The 17,096-nt window shown below is 70.7% G+C and carries 18 protein-coding genes; 14 read left to right on the top strand and 4 right to left on the bottom strand.

Features of this window, described 5'->3' with window-relative positions:
• Positions 1–38: 38 nt before the first annotated feature.
• Positions 39–566, bottom strand: a complete 528-nt coding sequence (locus ITJ69_RS06400) for a YbhB/YbcL family Raf kinase inhibitor-like protein (RefSeq protein ID WP_111084582.1) — start codon at positions 564–566, stop codon at positions 39–41.
• A gap of 233 nt (positions 567–799) precedes the next feature.
• On the opposite strand from ITJ69_RS06400, the gene ITJ69_RS06395 reads away from it, so the two are divergent.
• A complete protein-coding gene (locus ITJ69_RS06395) occupies positions 800–1,765 on the top strand; it encodes a ferritin-like domain-containing protein (protein ID WP_194672334.1) in 966 nt (321 codons plus the stop codon).
• A 238-nt stretch (positions 1,766–2,003) separates the two neighbouring features.
• On the opposite strand, the gene ITJ69_RS06390 is transcribed toward ITJ69_RS06395, so the two are convergent.
• Positions 2,004–2,651: a TetR/AcrR family transcriptional regulator gene (locus ITJ69_RS06390; protein WP_134194202.1), complete on the bottom strand. Its 648-nt coding sequence runs from the start codon at positions 2,649–2,651 to the stop codon at positions 2,004–2,006.
• 246 nt (positions 2,652–2,897) lie between these two features.
• On the opposite strand from ITJ69_RS06390, the gene ITJ69_RS06385 reads away from it, so the two are divergent.
• Both ITJ69_RS06385 and ITJ69_RS06380 read left to right on the top strand, forming a co-directional pair.
• The gene (locus ITJ69_RS06385) at positions 2,898–4,232 is read left to right on the top strand and encodes a M16 family metallopeptidase (protein ID WP_194672333.1); all 1,335 of its coding nucleotides are present in this window, start codon (positions 2,898–2,900) and stop codon (positions 4,230–4,232) included.
• A gap of 8 nt (positions 4,233–4,240) precedes the next feature.
• The gene (locus ITJ69_RS06380; protein WP_111084585.1) at positions 4,241–4,843 is read left to right on the top strand and encodes a histidine phosphatase family protein; all 603 of its coding nucleotides are present in this window, start codon (positions 4,241–4,243) and stop codon (positions 4,841–4,843) included.
• Here the strand turns inward: ITJ69_RS06380 and ITJ69_RS06375 are convergent.
• Positions 4,840–5,331, bottom strand: coding sequence for a GNAT family N-acetyltransferase (locus tag ITJ69_RS06375; protein ID WP_194672332.1), 492 nt, complete (start codon positions 5,329–5,331; stop codon positions 4,840–4,842). The two genes, ITJ69_RS06380 and ITJ69_RS06375, sit on opposite strands and share 4 nt — an antisense overlap.
• A 23-nt stretch (positions 5,332–5,354) precedes the next feature.
• Between ITJ69_RS06375 and ITJ69_RS06370 the strand changes: the two genes are divergently transcribed.
• Together ITJ69_RS06370 and ITJ69_RS06365 are read left to right on the top strand one after the other, a co-directional pair.
• Positions 5,355–6,101, top strand: coding sequence for a 4-hydroxy-tetrahydrodipicolinate reductase (locus ITJ69_RS06370; RefSeq protein ID WP_228505012.1), 747 nt, complete (start codon positions 5,355–5,357; stop codon positions 6,099–6,101).
• A 4-nt stretch (positions 6,102–6,105) separates the two neighbouring features.
• On the top strand, positions 6,106–6,576 hold the full coding sequence (locus ITJ69_RS06365) for a tetratricopeptide repeat protein (protein WP_374114422.1): 471 nt from the start codon (positions 6,106–6,108) through the stop codon (positions 6,574–6,576).
• A gap of 7 nt (positions 6,577–6,583) precedes the next feature.
• On the opposite strand, the gene ITJ69_RS06360 is transcribed toward ITJ69_RS06365, so the two are convergent.
• On the bottom strand, positions 6,584–7,504 hold the full coding sequence (locus tag ITJ69_RS06360) for a TIGR01777 family oxidoreductase (protein WP_123938808.1): 921 nt from the start codon (positions 7,502–7,504) through the stop codon (positions 6,584–6,586).
• 38 nt (positions 7,505–7,542) lie between these two features.
• On the opposite strand from ITJ69_RS06360, the gene ITJ69_RS06355 reads away from it, so the two are divergent.
• From ITJ69_RS06355 to ITJ69_RS06315, 9 genes are all read left to right on the top strand, one after another.
• Positions 7,543–8,373 (top strand): thymidylate synthase, encoded by an 831-nt coding sequence (locus ITJ69_RS06355; RefSeq protein ID WP_134194208.1) that lies wholly within the window; start codon positions 7,543–7,545, stop codon positions 8,371–8,373.
• The gene (locus ITJ69_RS06350; RefSeq protein WP_123938807.1) at positions 8,373–8,873 is read left to right on the top strand and encodes a dihydrofolate reductase; all 501 of its coding nucleotides are present in this window, start codon (positions 8,373–8,375) and stop codon (positions 8,871–8,873) included. The genes ITJ69_RS06355 and ITJ69_RS06350 overlap by 1 nt, the downstream gene beginning before the upstream one ends.
• A 247-nt stretch (positions 8,874–9,120) precedes the next feature.
• Positions 9,121–10,098 carry a 4-hydroxy-tetrahydrodipicolinate synthase gene (gene dapA, locus ITJ69_RS06345; protein ID WP_111084638.1) on the top strand — a complete coding sequence of 326 codons (978 nt, stop codon included), beginning with the start codon at positions 9,121–9,123 and terminating at the stop codon, positions 10,096–10,098.
• A gap of 49 nt (positions 10,099–10,147) precedes the next feature.
• Positions 10,148–11,824 (top strand): ribonuclease J, encoded by a 1,677-nt coding sequence (locus ITJ69_RS06340; RefSeq protein ID WP_131878632.1) that lies wholly within the window; start codon positions 10,148–10,150, stop codon positions 11,822–11,824.
• Between the two features lie 119 nt (positions 11,825–11,943).
• Positions 11,944–14,853, top strand: a complete 2,910-nt coding sequence (locus tag ITJ69_RS06335) for an FtsK/SpoIIIE family DNA translocase (RefSeq protein WP_194672331.1) — start codon at positions 11,944–11,946, stop codon at positions 14,851–14,853.
• Positions 14,850–15,518: a CDP-diacylglycerol--glycerol-3-phosphate 3-phosphatidyltransferase gene (gene pgsA, locus ITJ69_RS06330; protein ID WP_194672410.1), complete on the top strand. Its 669-nt coding sequence runs from the start codon at positions 14,850–14,852 to the stop codon at positions 15,516–15,518. Before ITJ69_RS06335 ends, pgsA begins: the two co-directional genes overlap by 4 nt.
• Positions 15,515–16,060: a CinA family protein gene (locus ITJ69_RS06325; protein ID WP_323743015.1), complete on the top strand. Its 546-nt coding sequence runs from the start codon at positions 15,515–15,517 to the stop codon at positions 16,058–16,060. Before pgsA ends, ITJ69_RS06325 begins: the two co-directional genes overlap by 4 nt.
• A 154-nt stretch (positions 16,061–16,214) precedes the next feature.
• Positions 16,215–16,523 carry a helix-turn-helix domain-containing protein gene (locus ITJ69_RS06320; protein WP_027464765.1) on the top strand — a complete coding sequence of 103 codons (309 nt, stop codon included), beginning with the start codon at positions 16,215–16,217 and terminating at the stop codon, positions 16,521–16,523.
• A 77-nt stretch (positions 16,524–16,600) separates the two neighbouring features.
• Positions 16,601–16,825: a DUF3046 domain-containing protein gene (locus tag ITJ69_RS06315; protein WP_111084594.1), complete on the top strand. Its 225-nt coding sequence runs from the start codon at positions 16,601–16,603 to the stop codon at positions 16,823–16,825.
• The last annotated feature ends 271 nt before the right edge of the window (positions 16,826–17,096 follow it).

Below are 17,096 nucleotides of genomic sequence, written 5' to 3'. Positions count from 1 at the left end.
CTTCCGGGGCGGCGGCCGTTCGTCGTTGCGGGGTCGTCCTACGCGGCGGGGGTCTCCTGCGTGCCGACGAGCTGCGCGCGGCCGAGCAGGTGCTCGCGCAGCACGAACCCGACGACCGCGGGGGTCGCGTCGGCCGGAGCCTCGAGCAGGGGCACGTCGAGGGCGCTCAGGGTGAAGAAGTAGCGGTGCACGCCGTGGCCCGCGGGCGGAGCGGCGCCGAGGAACGTGTCGGTACCGAACTCGTTGCGGCGGCGCAGGGCCTCCGCCGGCAGCAGGGCGTCGTCGGTACCGGCGCCGGCGGGCAGTGAGGTCGCCGAGCCCGGGATGTCCGTCAGGCTCCAGTGCCAGAAGCCCGAACCGGTCGGGGCGTCGGGGTCGTACACGGTGAGCACGAAGCTCTTCGTGCCCTCGGGAGCGCCGGACCACTCGAGTGCGGGGGAGCGGTCCTCGCCACCCGCGTCGGTGCCGCGCGCCGAAGTCGGCAGGGCGCCGCCGTCGGTGAAGTCGGGGCTGGTCAGGGTGAACGAGGGGACCTCGGGGAGGTTCCAGTTGGGGTCGTTGGCCATGCGCCCAGCCAACACCCACAGCCTCGGCGGCCGCCCGACGCGGCCGCCCGATCGGCGGCCCGGTGCGGTCGCCCTGTCCGAACTCCGCCGAATGACCCGGAACGGTGGAAGCGCCCCCTGTTCGGGGGTATCTTCGCCGCACGATCGACCATCCCGCCGATCGCGGCTCGACCGACCCGTTTCCCTGCAGCGTCGGTGGGGTCCCGTGCTGCCAGCACGACATGAGGACAACGATGTTCGACAAGCGTTTCATCCACCACGCCATCGATCGCAGCGCCGAGAACGCGCTCGACCGACGACGGTTCTTCGCAGCCGCCGGCGTCGCCGGCGCCTCAGCCGGCATCGCCGCGCTCGGCTCGTCGGTGCTCACCACCGACCGCGCCACCGCCACCCCGGAAGAGGACGGTGCCGTCTCCGACGCCGCCATCCTCAACTTCGCCCTGAACCTCGAGTACCTCGAGGCCGAGTTCTACCTGCGTGCCGTGTTCGGCGCGGGCCTCGCCGACAGCATGATCACCGGCATCGACCCGCAGGGGCCGGTGATCGGTGGCAAGAAGGTACCGTTCAAGACCGCGGCCATCCGCGGCATCGCCACCGAGATCGCGAACGACGAGCGCGCGCACGTTGCGTTCCTCCGATCCGCCCTCGGCGGTGCGAAGGTCTCACGTCCGAAGATCGACCTCGTGTCGAGCTTCACCGCGGCGGCGCGCGCTGCGGGTGTGGTCGGCCCGACCGGCACCTTCGACCCGTTCGCCAGCGAGGAGAACTTCCTGCTCGGGGCGTACATCTTCGAGGACGTCGGGGTCACCGCCTACAAGGGGGCCGCGCCGCTCATCACCAGCAAGACGTACCTCAGTGCCGCGGCGGGCATCCTCGCCGTCGAGGCCTACCACGCCGGGATCATCCGGTCGAAGCTCTCGGACAAGGGGCTGCAGGTGCCGGCGAACAAGATCTCCGACGCCCGTGACTCGCTCGACGGTCCGACCGACGACGACCAGGGTGTGACGACCCGGTCGGGAGCGGTGAACCTCGTGCCGACGGACTCGAACTCGCTCGCCTACGGCCGCACCGCGGAGCGTGTCCTGAACGTGGTGTTCCTGAACCCGAACCAGATCGACAAGGGCGGGTTCTTCCCGGACGGCGTCAACGGGTCGATCGTCTCGAGCGGCAACCCCGGGAGCTCCACCGGACCGGCCTGATCCGCGCGACGCGACCGGTCGCGGTGAGCGCGACCACAGTGCGGACGGGAGGCACGGTGCCAGCTGGCACCGTGCCTCCCGTCCGCTCGTGGTCGCGAAAGCGACGGATGTCCGTCACGTCGGCGGGTCCGTGCCGCGAGGGCGACAGTGTGCCGCGAACAGTTCGCGGCAGACTGTCGCTTTCGCGGCAGGCGGGCGGCAGACGGGCCGCAGCCGGGAGGGGCCCCGACGCCGCCGGTCAGGCGGCGAGGACGCGGTCGACGACGCGACCGAGCGCTGCTGTCGCCGCGATGGCGTCACCGGAGTAGGCGCCGGCCATCGCACCGTCGCGCGCGAGCATGAGCTCGTCGGCACCGTCGCCCGGCAGCTGGTGGCCGGACTCCTGCAGCAGGGTGGCGAGCCGGTCGGTGTACCAGTCGCGGTGGGTGGCGACCACCTCGCGCACGGGGTCGCGGGGGTCGTGGTACTCGGCGGCGGCGTTGAGGAACGCGCACCCGCGGAAGTCGGGGTCGTTGACCTCGTCCGCCAGGGCGGCGACCCACGCGCGGACCGCTGCGGCGGAGGAGCCGGCGTCGGTGACGAGCTGTTCCAGGCGTTCCTGCACGCGCTCGTGCTGCGTGCGGATGTAGGCGAGGATCAGGTTGTCCTTCGACCCGTAGTGCTTGTAGAACGTCGCCTTCGTGACGCTCGCCTCGGAGATGAGGCGGTCGACGCCGACGCTGTGGATGCCCTCTTCGTAGAAGAGTCGCGTGGCCGTCTCGAGGATGCGGACCTTCGCGCCGCCGGAGCGGGGAGTCGGGGGGACGCTCGACCCGTCCGGCGACGCGAGGTTCGTGCTCGGACCAGGGAGACGCTGGACGGCCGGTTGGGGGGAATCGACCGTCACAGCGTGGCTCCTTGGTTCATCGGCTCCGCGGACGAGTGGGGGGACTCGTGGCCGCGAGGACTGATGTCCCGAGCCGCCGGATCGGAACTTAGGGGGGCTTTCGATCCGGCGTGAACGACTGTACCACAAGGAGGACAGACAGACGAGTCGGTCTGTCCGCAATTTCTGTACCCCTCTTCGAGTGGCAGTCCGTCGGCCTGTGGAAACTGGGCGGTGGGCTCCGGAGCATCAGTAGGCTCGTCTGCGATGAACCAGCCAGTGCCACTGCCGCTCGGGGCCCCGGACACGTCCTTCCTGACGTCCGGAGGAGCCTTCGTCCGCCGCACCGTGCTGCCGTCGGGTGTCCGGGTGCTGACCGAAGCCGTGCCCGGTGCCGCTTCGACGAGCATCGGGTTCTGGGTCGGCGTCGGTTCGCGCGACGAACGCGACGGCCAGTTCGGATCGACCCACTTCCTCGAGCACCTGCTGTTCAAGGGCACCGAGACCCGGTCGGCGCTCGACATCGCGATCGCGTTCGACTCGGTCGGCGGCGAGCACAACGCCGCGACGGCCAAGGAGTACACCTGCTACTACGCACGGGTCCGGGACGCCGACGTCCCGATGGCCGTGCAGGTCATCGGTGACATGGTGACCGGCTCCGTGCTCGACCCGGAGGCGTTCGCCGTCGAGCGCGGCGTCATCCTCGAAGAACTCGCGATGGCCGCCGACGACCCGGCCGACGTCGCGGGTGAAGCGTTCTTCGCCGCGGCCTTCGGCGGACACGCGCTCGGCCGCCCGATCGGCGGGACCCCGGACAGCATCCGCGCGGTCCAGCGGGACGAGGTCCTGGCCCACTACCGCGAGCACTACGCACCGAACGGCATCGTCGTGACCGCCGCCGGTGCCGTCGACCACGACCGGTTCTGCGACGCGGTCGCCGCGGTGTTCCACGACGCCCCGCCCGCCGAGCCGCTCGCACGACGAACGCCACAGACCGTCGCCGACCCCATCGAGCCCAAGCTGTCGGTGGTCCACCGTCCGACGGAGCAGGTCAGCATGCTGCGCGGCTCGCAGGGACTCGACCTGCGCGACGACCGGCGGCCGTCCCTCAGCGTCCTGAACGCCGTGCTCGGCGGGGGCATGAGCTCCCGGCTCTTCCAAGAGGTCCGCGAGCGACGCGGCCTCGCCTACGCGGTGTCGTCCTTCGCGCCCGCCTACCTCGACAACGGCGCCTTCGGCGTCTACGCGGGCTGTGCGCCCGACAACGTCCCCGGGGTCATCGATATCATCGACGCCGAGTTCCGCCGCATGGTGGACGACGGCATCACCGACGACGAGCTCCGCCGCGCCAAGGGCCAGATCGAGGGCGCCCTGACGCTCTCGCTCGAGGACTCCGACGCCCGGATGACCCGCCTCGGCCGGTCCGAGCTCGGCACCGGGGAGTACACCGACCTGTCGACCGCACTGGAGCGTGTCGACCGGGTCACCACCGACGGCGTGCTCGAACTCGCCCGCGACCTCCTGACCCGCCCGACGATCACGTCGGTGGTCGGGGCGGTGCAGCAGGACGAGCTCGCCGCAGCGATCGGGATGGGCAGCTGAGCACGGACATGTCGCACTACCTGTACCTCGTCCGGCACGGCGAACACCAGGACGCCGAGCACGGCCTCCGCGACGGCAAGCTGTCGGAACGCGGCAAGCGCCAGGCCATGCTCGTCGCCGACCGTCTCGGCGGGCTGCCGTTCGACGGCGTGTACCACTCCCCGTTGGAGGCCCCGAGCGAGACCGCCGCGTTCCTGGCGCAGCGACTGCCGTCGATCCAGCCCGAACCGTCGACGCTGCTGTTCGACTGCGTCCCCTCCGGCCCGACCCCGGACATGCCGCACGCCTACCAGGGCTGGTACGGCGGCGTCACGGAAGAGGAGATCATCGCCGGCCAGGCGCAGATGGGCGACGCCGTCTCCGAGTGGTTCACCCCGGCGCGCGAGGACCGGCACGACCTGCTCATCACCCACAACGCCGTGATCGGCTGGTTCGTGCGCGAGGCGTTCCAGGCACCCGAGTGGCGCTGGATGGGCACGAACGTCGCGCACACCGCGCTCACGATCATCCGGATCCGTTCCGCGAAACCGGCCGAGGTGGTCGCCCTGAACGACCTGGCCCACCTGCCGGTGGAGCTCCGCACCGGGCTGCCGGTCGACCAGCCCGTCTAGCGGGAGACCGGCTTGCGGAACCAGGTGGTCGCGTTCGGATTGTCGTTGAACGGCGCGACACGCTCGTAACCCCGGCTGCGGTACATCGTGCCCGCCGCGACGAGCGAGTCGTTCGTGTCCAGCACGATGCTCGTCGCCCCCAGCGCGGCGCCTTCCCGTTCGAGCGCGTCCATCAGCGCCGTGGCCACGCCCTTGCCCCGTCCCGCCGGGGTGACGAAGACGTGCTTGACCTCGAACCGGACGTCCGTGGTGGTCGCGTCGGGGTCGTCCGCGATCCGCCGAAGGCCGCCGCAGCCGACCGCGACCCCGCCGTCGTACGCCACCGCGAAGACCCCGTTCGGCGGCGTGAACTCCGCCGCCGGGGTGCGCTTCCGCGAGTACGCGCCCTGCGCACTGGGGAACGTCGCCTCGCGCTCGTCGAGGTACGCGTCGAGCAGGACGTCGACCTCGGGCAGATCGGCCGGCACGGTCCTGACCTCGACTGACATGCGTCGATCCTAGGATGGACCGCATGGTCACTCCCGTCGCCGTCGTCGGCGCCACCGGTCGTCTCGGGGGCCTCGTGGCCTCCGTCGTCGAGGAACTCCCGGAGTTCGAGCTCGTCGCCCGCCTGTCGTCGAAGGACGGTGCCCACGAAGCACCGCCGTCGGTGTTCGGCGGTGCCGCGCTCGTCGTGGACGTGACGGTGCCGGCGCTCAGCCCCGCGATCGTCGAGAACGCGCTGTCGAGCGGGGCGAACGTCCTCGTCGGCACGTCCGGGTGGTCCGCCGACCGTCTCGCGAAGCTCCGTACCGCCCTGCAGGAGCGTCCCGACCAGGGCGTCCTCGTGGTGCCGAACTTCTCGATCGGGTCGGTGCTCGGCACTCACCTGGCCACCATCGCCGCGCCGTGGTTCCCCTCGGTCGAGATCGTCGAGACGCACCACGCCGGCAAGATCGACTCGCCGTCCGGCACCGCGGTGCGCACCGCCGAGCTCATCGCCGAGGCCCGTCGCGACGTCGGCCCGGTCGAGGCCCCGCACGTCGACCAGCGCGCCCGCGGCCAGCAGGTGGCGAGCGTGCCGATCCACTCGCTCCGGCTGCCCGGGGTGAAGGCCGTGCAGGACGTCCTGCTCAGCGGCCCCGGCGAGACCCTGACGATCCGGCACGACACCAACGACGACGTCGCCTACGTCGCCGGGATCCGTGCGGCGTTGTCCGCCCTCGGATCCGCCCGCGGGCTCACCGTGGGCCTCGGCAGCGTCCTCGGCATCGGCTGACCCGGTGGGACGTGCAGCGCGGGCCGGCCGCGCGATCCGGTCGCCGTTCTGGGGCGCAGCGCTGATGACCCTGCTGTTGGCGCTCTACATCGTGCTCGTCGGGCAGCGGGCCGTGGCGTTCATCGCCACCGGCATCCCGATCGGAATCGGCATCGGCGTCGCCCTGTTCGTCGTCGCCGCGATCGGGGCGCTGTTGCTCGTGCTCGAGTTCCGCTTCGGCATCCGGATCACCCGGCTCGGCTCCCGGCTCGAGGCCGAGGGCGGTGCACCGGAGGACGTCGTGCCCGTGCGTCCGTCCGGGCGTCCGACGCGCGAGGCCGCTGACGAGCTCTTCCCGCAGTACAAGGCCGCCGTCGAGCAGGACCCGGCGGACTGGCGCGCCTGGTACCGGCTCGGGGTGGTCTACGACGCCGCGGGGGACCGCAAGCGCGCTCGAGCCGCGATGCGCACGGCCCTGTCGCGATCGAGCGCCTGAGACCTGGTCAGAGGACCGCGTCGACGGCGTCCACGGCACGCGTGTACCGGAACGTGTAGCCGGACTCGAGCAGCTTCGTCGGCACCATCCGCTGACTCGACAGCAGCATCTCGTCGGCGGCGTCCTGCAGCGCGAGGCGCAGCGCGAACTCCGGGATCCGGAACAGGTACGGCCGGTGCAGGTCCTCGGCGACGCGCTTCGTGATGCGGTCGGCGACGACGGCTTCCGGCCCGGAGAGGTTCACCGGTCCGCTGACACCGGACGCCGACGGGCTCGTCGCCAGGTGCACGATCGCCCCGACCTCGTCCTCGAGTGCGATCCACGGCCAGTGCTGCCCGCCGGTGCCGAGGCGACCGCCGAGCCCTGCCCGGGTGAGCGGGATGAGGGGTGCGAGCGCGCCGCCGCCCTCGCCGATCACGATGCCCGTGCGCAGGGTCACCACGCGGACGCCGTCCGGGGCAGCGTTCGCCGCGGATTCCCACGCGGTGCAGACCTCGGCGAGGAACCCGGTGCCGGGGGCCGCGTCGTCCTGCAGGACGTCCGCCGGGCGGTCGCCGTACACGCCGGACGCCGATCCGGACAGGAACAGCGCCGGGGGAGTGCTGGCGTGCCGCATGGCCTCGACCAGGGTGTCGGTCGCGTCGACGCGGGAGCGTCGGATCTCCTCGCGGTACTTCGCGGTCCAGGGCAGCTTGCCGATGTTCGCCCCCGCCAGGTTGATCACCACGTCGGCACCGTCGACGATGGCCGGGTCGAGCGGCCGGCGACCCGGAGCCCAGCGGAACTCGGTGGCCGTGTGCGGCTCGCGCCGGACGAGCGTGGTCACGTGGTGGCCCGCCTCGCGCAGCGCGCGGACGAGCGGGGTGCCGATGAAACCGGACGCGCCGGCGATCAGGATCGAGAGGGGCTCTGCCGCCGTGTCTGCCATGCCGGCAACGCTACTCACGCCGACGTAGGCTTCTGTGTGTGAGCGACAGCGAGACCGTGCAGCCCGACCCCACCGTGCCGACCCCGTACGAGGACCTGCTCCGCCGGGTCCTGACCGAGGGCACGCCGAAGGGTGACCGCACCGGCACCGGGACCCGCAGCCTGTTCGGCGCGCAGCTCCGCTACGACCTGTCGAAGGGCTTCCCGCTCGTGTCCACGAAGCGCGTGCACTTCAAGTCGATCGCGTACGAGCTGCTCTGGTTCCTACGCGGCGACGGCAACGCCACCTGGCTGCAGGAGCACGGTGTCCGGATCTGGAACGAGTGGGCGGACGAGGACGGCGACCTCGGCCCCGTCTACGGCGTGCAGTGGCGCTCGTGGCCGACCCCGTCCGGCGAGCACGTCGACCAGATCGCCCAGGTCATCGACCAGATCCGCACGAACCCGGACAGCCGCCGGCTCATCGTCTCGGCGTGGAACGTCGCCGAGATCCCGGACATGGCGCTCGCCCCGTGCCACGCGTTCTTCCAGTTCTACGTCAACGACGGCAAGCTCTCGTGCCAGCTCTACCAGCGCAGCGCCGACATGTTCCTCGGCGTCCCGTTCAACATCGCGTCCTACGCCCTGCTCACCCACATGATCGCCGCGCAGACCGGGCTCGAGGTCGGCGACTTCGTCTGGACCGGCGGCGACTGCCACGTCTACGACAACCACGTCGAGCAGGTCGAGGAGCAGCTGTCCCGCACGGCGTACGCCCTGCCGACGCTCGAGCTCGCGCCGCGCGACTCGATCGACGACTACGAGTACGAGGACTTCACCGTCGTCGGCTACCACCACCACCCGGCGATCAAGGGCGCGGTCGCCGTCTGATGATCGGCATGGTCTGGGCCCGGTCGACCGACGGGGTCATCGGGGCCGACGGCGGCATGCCCTGGCACGTGCCCGAGGACCTCGCGCACTTCAAGCAGGTCACCGGCGACGCCACGGTGCTCATGGGCCGTCGCACCTGGGAGTCCCTGCCGGAACGCTTCCGCCCGCTGCCCGGTCGGCGCAACGTGGTGCTGACCCGCGACGCGTCCTGGACCGCCGACGGCGCCGAGGTCGTGCACGACCTCCGCGCCGCGCTCGACGGTGCCGACGGTGCCGACAGCCCCGTCTGGGTCATCGGCGGCGGCCAGGTCTACGCCGCGGCGCTGGACCGTGCCGACCGGGTGTCCGAGACCGTCATCGACGTCGACGTGCCCGGCGACACCGTCGCACCGACGCTCGGCGAGTCGGCCGGCTGGACGCTCACCGACGAGGGCCCGTGGCAGGTGTCCCGCACCGGGACCCGTTACCGCTTCCTCGAGTGGCGCCGGAGCAGCGCCTGAGCGTGCGGGCGCCGCGTCGGTGTGCGCCGCGCGCCCCGTGCGGGCGCCGCGCCCCGAAGAGTCGGGGCGCGAAGACCGCAGCGGGGCGCAGCTGGCGCGGAACCAGGTTCCGGACACCGCCGGGCGCGCGCGACACCGGGCGTGAGCGGCAGGACGGAGGCGATCCGGGCCTCCCGTCCGCGCCGCAGGCAGGCGACCGTCCGCCCGGACGGCGGCCATCGCGCCCATCCCCGGTACGCTGGTGCCCGTGTCCCCGCGTGAGAATCCCTTCGGTCAGGTCCTCGTCGCCCTCGTGACCCCGTTCACGGCCGACGGTGAGGTCGACTGGCCCGGCGTCGAGCAGCACATCGACGACTGCATCACGGCCGGCGCCGACGGCATCGTCGTCACCGGCACGACCGGCGAGACGAGCACCCTGACCGACCCCGAGAAGCTCCGTCTGGTCGAGGTCGGCAAGTCCGTCGCCGCCGGCCGCGCGAAGATCATCACGGGTGGCGGGTCGAACGAGACCGCGCACGCGATCCACCTGTACAAGCAGAGCGAGAAGGCCGGCGCGGACGGTGTGATGATCGTCACGCCGTACTACAACAAGCCGACCCAGTCGGGTGTGCTCACCCACTTCCGGATGATCGCCGACGCCACCGACCTGCCGGTGATCCTGTACGACATCCCGGGGCGCACCGGCATCCCGATCACGTACGAGACGATCGTGCGGGCGTCGCACCACCCGAACATCCTCGCCGTGAAGGACGCCAAGGGCGACTTCGCCGAGGTGTCCCGCGTGCTCAACAACACCGACCTCATGTACTTCTCCGGCGACGACACCAACGTGCTCCCGCACCTGTCGATCGGCGCGACGGGCCTGATCGGCGTCACCGCGAACATCACGAGCACGCCGTACCGCACCATCATCGACGCCGTGAACCGCGGCGACCTGGCGACCGCCACCGCCGAGCACAAGCGCGTCGAGCCCCTCGTCCGCGCCGTGATGACCCACGTGCCCGGCACGGTCGCGGCGAAGTACATCCTGCACGGGCTCGGTCGCATCGGCAGCCCCCGCGTCCGTCTGCCGCTCGTCGGCCCCGAGGACTCCGAGGCGTACGCCATCGAGACCTCACTCGAAGCCGTGCGCGACGTGCCCGGCGCCGACTTCTCGAACTTCCGCCCCGACCGCAACGCTGCGGCCGGCGGCGCACTGCCAAAGGTGCCAGGCACCACCCGCTAGCGAACACCGCGGCGCGCTCCTCGCGCGTCGCCTGAATCCGTAGGACCGAATGCCCACACAAGTCTCCACACCGCAGCCGCTCGAACCCGGCACCCTCCGCGTCATCCCCATCGGGGGACTCGGCGAGATCGGTCGCAACATGACCGTCTACGAGTACGAGGGCAAGCTCCTCATCGTCGACGCCGGCGTGCTCTTCCCCGAGGAGCACCAGCCCGGGGTCGACCTGATCCTGCCGGACTTCGCGCCGATCCGTGACCGTCTCGACGACGTCCTCGGTGTCGTGCTCACGCACGGCCACGAGGACCACATCGGTGCCGTCCCGTACCTGCTGAAGCTCCGCGACGACATCCCGCTGATCGGCTCCACGCTGACCCTCGCGCTCGTCGAGGCGAAGCTCAAGGAACACCGGATCAAGCCGTACACGCTCGTCGTGGCCGAGGACCAGACCGAGCAGCTCGGCCCGTTCCACCTCGAGTTCGTGGCCGTGAACCACTCCATCCCGGACGCCCTCGCCGTCGCGATCACGACCCCCGCCGGTCGTGTCCTGCACACGGGTGACTTCAAGATGGACCAGCTCCCGCTGGACGACCGCATCACCGACCTCCGTGCGTTCGCCCGTCTGGGCGAGGCCGGCGTCGACCTGTTCCTGCCGGACTCCACGAACGCCGACGTGCCGGGCTTCACCGCGCCCGAGCGCGACATCGGCCCGGTGCTCGAGAACATCATCACGCGCGCCCGCAAGAAGGTCGTCGTGGCGAGCTTCTCGTCGCACGTGCACCGTGTGCAGCAGGTCCTCGACGCAGCCGCGGCCGCGAACCGCAAGGTCGCGTTCATGGGGCGCTCGATGATCCGCAACATGACCATCGCCGCCGACCTCGGCTACCTCCGCGTGCCCGAGAACGTCCTCATCGACACCAAGAAGGCGAAGAACGTCCCCGACGACCAGATCGTCTACATGTCGACTGGGTCGCAGGGCGAGCCGATGGCCGTGCTCGCGCGCATGGCGAACCTCGAGCACCAGATCGAGATCGGCGAGGGCGACACCGTCATCCTCGCCTCGTCGCTGATCCCGGGCAACGAGAACGCCGTGTACCGCGTCATCGACGGGCTGACGAAGCTCGGCGCGAAGGTCGTGCACAAGGGCAACGCCAAGGTGCACGTCTCCGGACACGCCTCGGCCGGCGAACTGCTCTACTGCTACAACATCCTGCGTCCGCGCAACGTCCTGCCCGTGCACGGCGAACACCGCCACCTGTACGCGAACGCCGACCTGGCGATCCAGACGGGTGTGCCGCCGCGCAACGTGATCCTCGGGCAGGACGGCATCGTCGTCGACCTGAAGGACGGCGTCGCGACGGTCGCCGGGCAGCTCGACATCGGCTACGTGTACGTCGACGGCTCGACCGTGGGCGAGATCACCGACGCCGACCTCAAGGACCGCCGCGTGCTGTCCGAAGAGGGCTTCATCTCGGTCTTCGCCGCGGTGGACTTCACCACCGGCCAGTGCGTCATCGGCCCGGAGATCCAGTCGCGCGGCTTCGCCGAGGACGACTCCGTGTTCGACGACGTCCGTCCCCAGATCGCCAAGGCGATCGCCGAGGCGGCCGCCAACGGCACGCGCGACTCGCACGCGTTCGCGCAGGTCGTCCGCCGTACGGTCGGCCGCTGGGTCAACACCAAGCACCGTCGTCGTCCGATGATCGTCCCGGTGGTCATCGAGGCGTAGCGCGTCAGTCGCGTCAGTCGCGTTCATCGCGGTCGACCGGGAGGCCCGTCCAGCGTCCGTCACGGATGCTGCGGCGGGCCTCCCTTGGTTTGTCCTGAGTGGGGATTAGGGTTCTGCCCATGGCCGGAGGCACCAAGTCGACCACGCGCTCGCGCGCGTCCACGTCGTCCCGTGGGAACGGGACGCGCGGTTCGTCGCGCACCCAGGCCACGACGAAGAAGCTGCCGCAGGCGGCACCGACACCGGTGTTCCGCGAGCAGAACCCGCTCGTGACGTTCTGGCTCGCGATGGCGCACGGCGTCGGCGCGATGTTCCGACTGCTCGGCAAGGAGTCCCTCGAGAAGGACCAGCGGCGTGACGGGTTCCCGTTCCTGCTGTTCGTGCTGGCCATCGCCGGCGCGGTCGTCGAGTGGCTCAACCCGACGAACGGCGTGTCGGTCGCCCTCGACGCGTACACGTTCGGCGGGCTGTTCGGTCGGTTGGCGTTCGCCCTGCCGGTGATCATGATCGTGTTCGCCGGATGGCTGTTCCGGCACCCGGCCTCGGTGCACGACAACACCCGGATCGGCATCGGCCTCGGGATCCTGCTCGTCGCGATCGCCTCGCTCTGCCACGTCTTCGGCGGGCAGCCGAGCGCAGCGGACGGCATGCCCGCCCTGGCTGCGGCCGGCGGTGTGCTCGGCTGGGTCGTGATCGGCTGGCTCGTCACGATCGCGACCGCCTGGGTCGCGGTCCCGGTGGCGATCGTGCTGCTCGTGCTCTCCCTCTTCATCATCACCAAGACGCCGCCGAACAAGGTCGGGCGTCGGCTGCACGAGCTGTACGCGTACCTGTTCGGTGCGCCGGCCCCGGCCGCCGAGCCCGAGGTCGAAGCGGCAGCAGCCGCACCCGCCTCCCGCACCAAGACGACCAAGCGCGGCAAGAAGGGCGACACCGACTTCCAGCTGTTCGACGACCTCGGCTTCGGCGAGGAGCAGGCCGCTGCCGACGGTGACGCCGGCGGCGACAACGTGCCGTGGTGGCGGCGGAACAAGTCCGGGCGCGAAGAGGACCCGGCGTACGACAGCCCCGTCCTGCCCCCGGCCACCGGTGTCGCACCGACGGCCCCGCCCGCCGCGGCGGCTGCACCCGCTGCCCCGGTGGGCAACCCGAACGCGGGCGCTGCGGCCGGTCTCGTGGACCTGACACCGGCCGAACCCGCGTCGGTCAACCTCAACGACTCCGTCGAACAGGACCTGCAGGTCGCCGAGCAGGCCCTGCGGGACTTCGGCACCGACGTCCCCGCGCGTCCGGAGCCGACCGCGGCGATCCGCCCCGCGGTGCCCGACGTGGTCGCGGCACCCCTCGTCGAGGACCCGGTCGTCGACGAGCCCGAGGAACTCTCCGCGGCGGCGACCGACGACGACCCGTCGAAGCCGTACCGCCTGCCGGCCGCCACCACCCTGAGCTCCGGCACCCCCTCGGTCGCTCGCAGCCAGGCGAACGACGACATCGTCGCCGCCATCACCGGCGTGCTGACGGAGTTCAAGGTCGACGCGAAGGTCACCGGGTTCTCCCGCGGTCCGACGGTCACCCGCTACGAGATCGAGCTCGGCCCGGGTGTCAAGGTCGAGCGCGTCACGGCGCTGTCGAAGAACCTGTCGTACGCGGTGGCCTCCAACGAGGTCCGGATCCTCTCGCCGATCCCGGGCAAGAGCGCCATCGGTGTCGAGATCCCGAACTCCGACCGCGAGATCGTGTCCCTCGGCGACGTGCTGCGCTCGAACGCGGCGCGGAAGTCGAAGCACCCGATGACGATCGGCGTCGGCAAGGACGTCGAGGGTGGCTTCGTCGTCGCGAACCTGGCGAAGATGCCGCACCTGCTCGTCGCCGGTTCGACCGGTTCCGGCAAGTCGGTCTTCATCAACTCGATGATCACGTCGCTGCTCATGCGGGCGAAACCGTCCGAGGTCCGCATGGTCCTGGTCGACCCGAAGCGCGTCGAGCTCTCGATCTACGCGGGTGTCCCGCACCTCATCACGCCCATCATCACGAACCCGAAGAAGGCGGCCGAAGCGCTGCAGTGGGTCGTGAAGGAGATGGACATGCGGTACGACGACCTGGCGTCGTTCGGGTTCCGCCACGTCGACGACTTCAACAAGGCGATCGAGAACAACGAGATCGTCCTGCCCGCCGGCAGCGAGCGGAAGCTCAAGCCGTACCCGTACCTGCTCGTCGTCGTCGACGAGCTCGCGGACCTCATGCTCGTCGCCCCGCGCGACGTCGAGGAGTCGATCGTCCGCATCACCCAGCTCGCCCGTGCCGCCGGCATCCACCTGGTGCTCGCGACGCAGCGCCCGTCGGTGGACGTCATCACCGGCCTGATCAAGGCGAACGTGCCGTCCCGCATCGCCTTCGCGGTGACGAGCGTCACGGACTCCCGTGTCATCCTCGACCAGCCCGGCGCGGACAAGCTCATCGGCCAGGGCGACGCGCTCTTCCTGCCGATGGGATCGTCGAAGTCCCTGCGCGTGCAGGGAGCGTGGGTGCAGGAGGGCGAGGTCGCCGAGGTCGTCCAGCACGTCACCCGCCAGGCCCAGCCCGAGTACCGCCAGGACGTCCAGGCCGTGGTCGAGCGCAAGGAGATCGACGCCGACATCGGCGACGACCTCGAACTGCTGCTCGCGGCGGTCGAACAGGTCGTCTCGACGCAGTTCGGCTCGACCTCGATGCTGCAGCGCAAGCTCCGGGTCGGCTTCGCCAAGGCCGGTCGCCTGATGGACCTGATGGAGTCCCGCGACATCGTCGGTCCGTCCGAGGGGTCGAAGGCCCGCGACGTGCTCGTCACCACCGACCAGCTGCCCGCGGTGCTCGCGAAGCTCCGCGGCGAGGAGCCGCCGGCTGCTCCGGCGCCCGTGGCCCCCGTGCCCGGCCCCAGTGACGACGGCGACCGCTACGGCGCCGACCCCGTGGGCGACATGACCCGCGGGTACGATGAAGTGCACGACGAGCCCGATGAGGACGCGTGGGGACTGACGGGCAGGGAGTGAAGGCGATGACCGCCTCGGACGGCACGGAGACGACGGACGGCGCCACGACACACGGCGCGAAGTTCCCCTGGCGCGGGCGACTGCTCCGCAAGGGTCCCGGCCCCGCATCGACGGCGAACGTCGCGAACATCATCACCGTGGTGCGCATCCTCATGGCGCCGCTGTTCTTCGTGCTGCTCCTCACCGACGCCGGCAACGACGGCCCGCTGCGCATCTGGGCGGCGATCGTCTTCGTCGTCGCGATCGTGACCGACAGCGCCGACGGCATCATCGCCCGGCGGCAGAACCTGGTCACCGACTTCGGCAAGCTCGTCGACCCGATCGCCGACAAGGTCCTGATCGGTGGCGCGCTCGTCGCCCTGTCGATCCTGGCCGAGCTGCCCTGGTACGTGACGGTGCTCATCATGGTGCGCGAGATCGGCATCACGGTGTTCCGCTTCGCGGTGCTGTCGGACCGGGTGATCCCGGCCAGTCGTGGCGGCAAGATCAAGACCGTGCTGCAGGCCGTCGCCCTGACGTCGGCACTCTTCCCGTGGTGGGAGCTCGTCGGTGACTGGGCGCACTGGGTGAACGTGGTGCTGATGAGCGCCGCCTTCCTGGCGACCGTGCTCAGTGGCATCGACTACCTGTACCAGGCGTGGAAGCACAACCGGACCACCGTGTGACGCAGGCCGACGACGCGACCGGCGCCGTGCCTCCCGGCCCTGCCGACACGGTCGACGCGATCGCGCAGGACCTGGTCGCCGACCTGACGCGTCGCGGTGAGACCGTCGCCGTGGCGGAGTCGCTCACCGGCGGGTTGGTGGTGTCGACGCTCGTCGGCGTTCCGGGGGCGAGCGCCGTGGTGCGCGGGGGAGTCGTGGCCTACGCGACGCCCGTCAAGCACACGGTGCTCGGGGTGTCGTCGGCGTTGCTTGCGGCCAACGGGGCCGTCGATCCCGAGGTCGCGCGGCAGATGGCGGCCGGTGTCCGCATCGCGCTGTCCGTCGATGGTGAGCCGGCGACGTGGGGGATCAGTACGACCGGTGTCGCCGGGCCGGACCCGCAGGACGGCAAGCCGGTCGGCACCGTGTTCGTCGGCGTCGCGTCGGCGGACGGTGCCACTGCCTGGGAACTCCACCTCGACGGGGACCGCGGTGCAATCCGCACGGCGTCCGTCTCCGAACTCCTGACACGGATGTCGTCCGTGGTCCGGGGCCGGGAATAGGTCCCGTTTCCACTGGGTTACATCTCACGCAATCTCCAGCAGGACGGCAGCCAGCCTGGTTAGCATGCTTCAACCGGCAACGCTAAAGTTGCTGAACCCGAACTCGATCCTCCGGATCGGGCGGGCGCGGAGACGACAGAGAGGAGGAGTTCTCATGGTTCTCGTTCGTCAGGAAATCGGCGATGTGCTTCGGGACTTCCGCTTGCAGAAGGGCCGGACCCTCCGTCAGGTCGCGTCCAAGGCCAGTGTGGCTCTCGGGTACCTCAGTGAGGTCGAGCGTGGTCAGAAAGAGGCCAGCTCGGAAATCCTCGCGTCCGTCGCGGATGCGCTGGACACCCCCATCTCCACGATCATGCGCGAGGTGGGCGACCGCCTCGCGATCGTCGAGGGACTCACTCCCGTCCCCGACACGCTCCCGGACGACCTCGTCGCCGAGTTCGACAACGACCTCGCGGTGCGCTGAGCGCCTCGCACTGACCGCCCCCGCCGGAACCTCCCGGCGGGGGCGTTCTGCATCCGGGGACGCTTTAGGCTTGTCGGATGCGGGTGAGTGAGTTCTGGCGTGCCGTCGACCAGGTGTTCGGCGAGGCCTACGGGTCCGTGGTCAGCCGTGACGTCGTGCTCGAGGACCTCGGCGGCCGCTCGGCCGTGGACGCCCTCGCCGCCGGCATCGACGCCCGCCGGGTGTGGGACGCCCTCTGTGACTCGCAGGACGTCCCACTCGACCGGCGGCACGGCAAGGGGTTGGCCGAGCCGCAGAACTGAGGCGTCCGCGCTCCGTCGCGCCGCCGTCATCGCCCGAAACTGTGTTCGGCGTGTTGCTCGAACGGGTGTTCGATCGGTGGTACGTTCCTCCACAGCGGCGTCGCCCGGGTGTTCCATCCACAGATCGCGTGACCGTCGGCAGTGATGTCGGTGGCCAGCCATAGGTTGATGGACATCGGGAACAGCCCGAAGCCTTGTCGCAGAACCATCGGCCTTGCACCACCGGCCGGCGTGGACGCGACAGCCTACAGGCGGCCGAACACGAGCACGA

It is taken from the genome of Curtobacterium sp. VKM Ac-2887 (assembly GCF_015350935.1).
Taxonomy (GTDB): Bacteria; Actinomycetota; Actinomycetes; order Actinomycetales; family Microbacteriaceae; genus Curtobacterium.
This window is presented reverse-complemented; position numbering and strand designations above follow the sequence as displayed.

Coding starts and splice junctions, on each gene's coding strand:
- ITJ69_RS06315 (WP_111084594.1), top strand. CDS start 16,601: ATGCGGGTGAGTGAGTTCTGGCGTGCCGTCGACCAGGTGTTCGGCGAG.
- ITJ69_RS06380 (WP_111084585.1), top strand. CDS start 4,241: ATGTCGCACTACCTGTACCTCGTCCGGCACGGCGAACACCAGGACGCC.
- ITJ69_RS06370 (WP_228505012.1), top strand. CDS start 5,355: ATGGTCACTCCCGTCGCCGTCGTCGGCGCCACCGGTCGTCTCGGGGGC.
- ITJ69_RS06350 (WP_123938807.1), top strand. CDS start 8,373: ATGATCGGCATGGTCTGGGCCCGGTCGACCGACGGGGTCATCGGGGCC.
- ITJ69_RS06375 (WP_194672332.1), bottom strand. CDS start 5,331: ATGTCAGTCGAGGTCAGGACCGTGCCGGCCGATCTGCCCGAGGTCGAC.
- ITJ69_RS06395 (WP_194672334.1), top strand. CDS start 800: ATGTTCGACAAGCGTTTCATCCACCACGCCATCGATCGCAGCGCCGAG.
- ITJ69_RS06320 (WP_027464765.1), top strand. CDS start 16,215: ATGGTTCTCGTTCGTCAGGAAATCGGCGATGTGCTTCGGGACTTCCGC.
- ITJ69_RS06360 (WP_123938808.1), bottom strand. CDS start 7,504: ATGGCAGACACGGCGGCAGAGCCCCTCTCGATCCTGATCGCCGGCGCG.
- ITJ69_RS06340 (WP_131878632.1), top strand. CDS start 10,148: ATGCCCACACAAGTCTCCACACCGCAGCCGCTCGAACCCGGCACCCTC.
- ITJ69_RS06385 (WP_194672333.1), top strand. CDS start 2,898: ATGAACCAGCCAGTGCCACTGCCGCTCGGGGCCCCGGACACGTCCTTC.
- ITJ69_RS06400 (WP_111084582.1), bottom strand. CDS start 566: ATGGCCAACGACCCCAACTGGAACCTCCCCGAGGTCCCCTCGTTCACC.
- ITJ69_RS06335 (WP_194672331.1), top strand. CDS start 11,944: ATGGCCGGAGGCACCAAGTCGACCACGCGCTCGCGCGCGTCCACGTCG.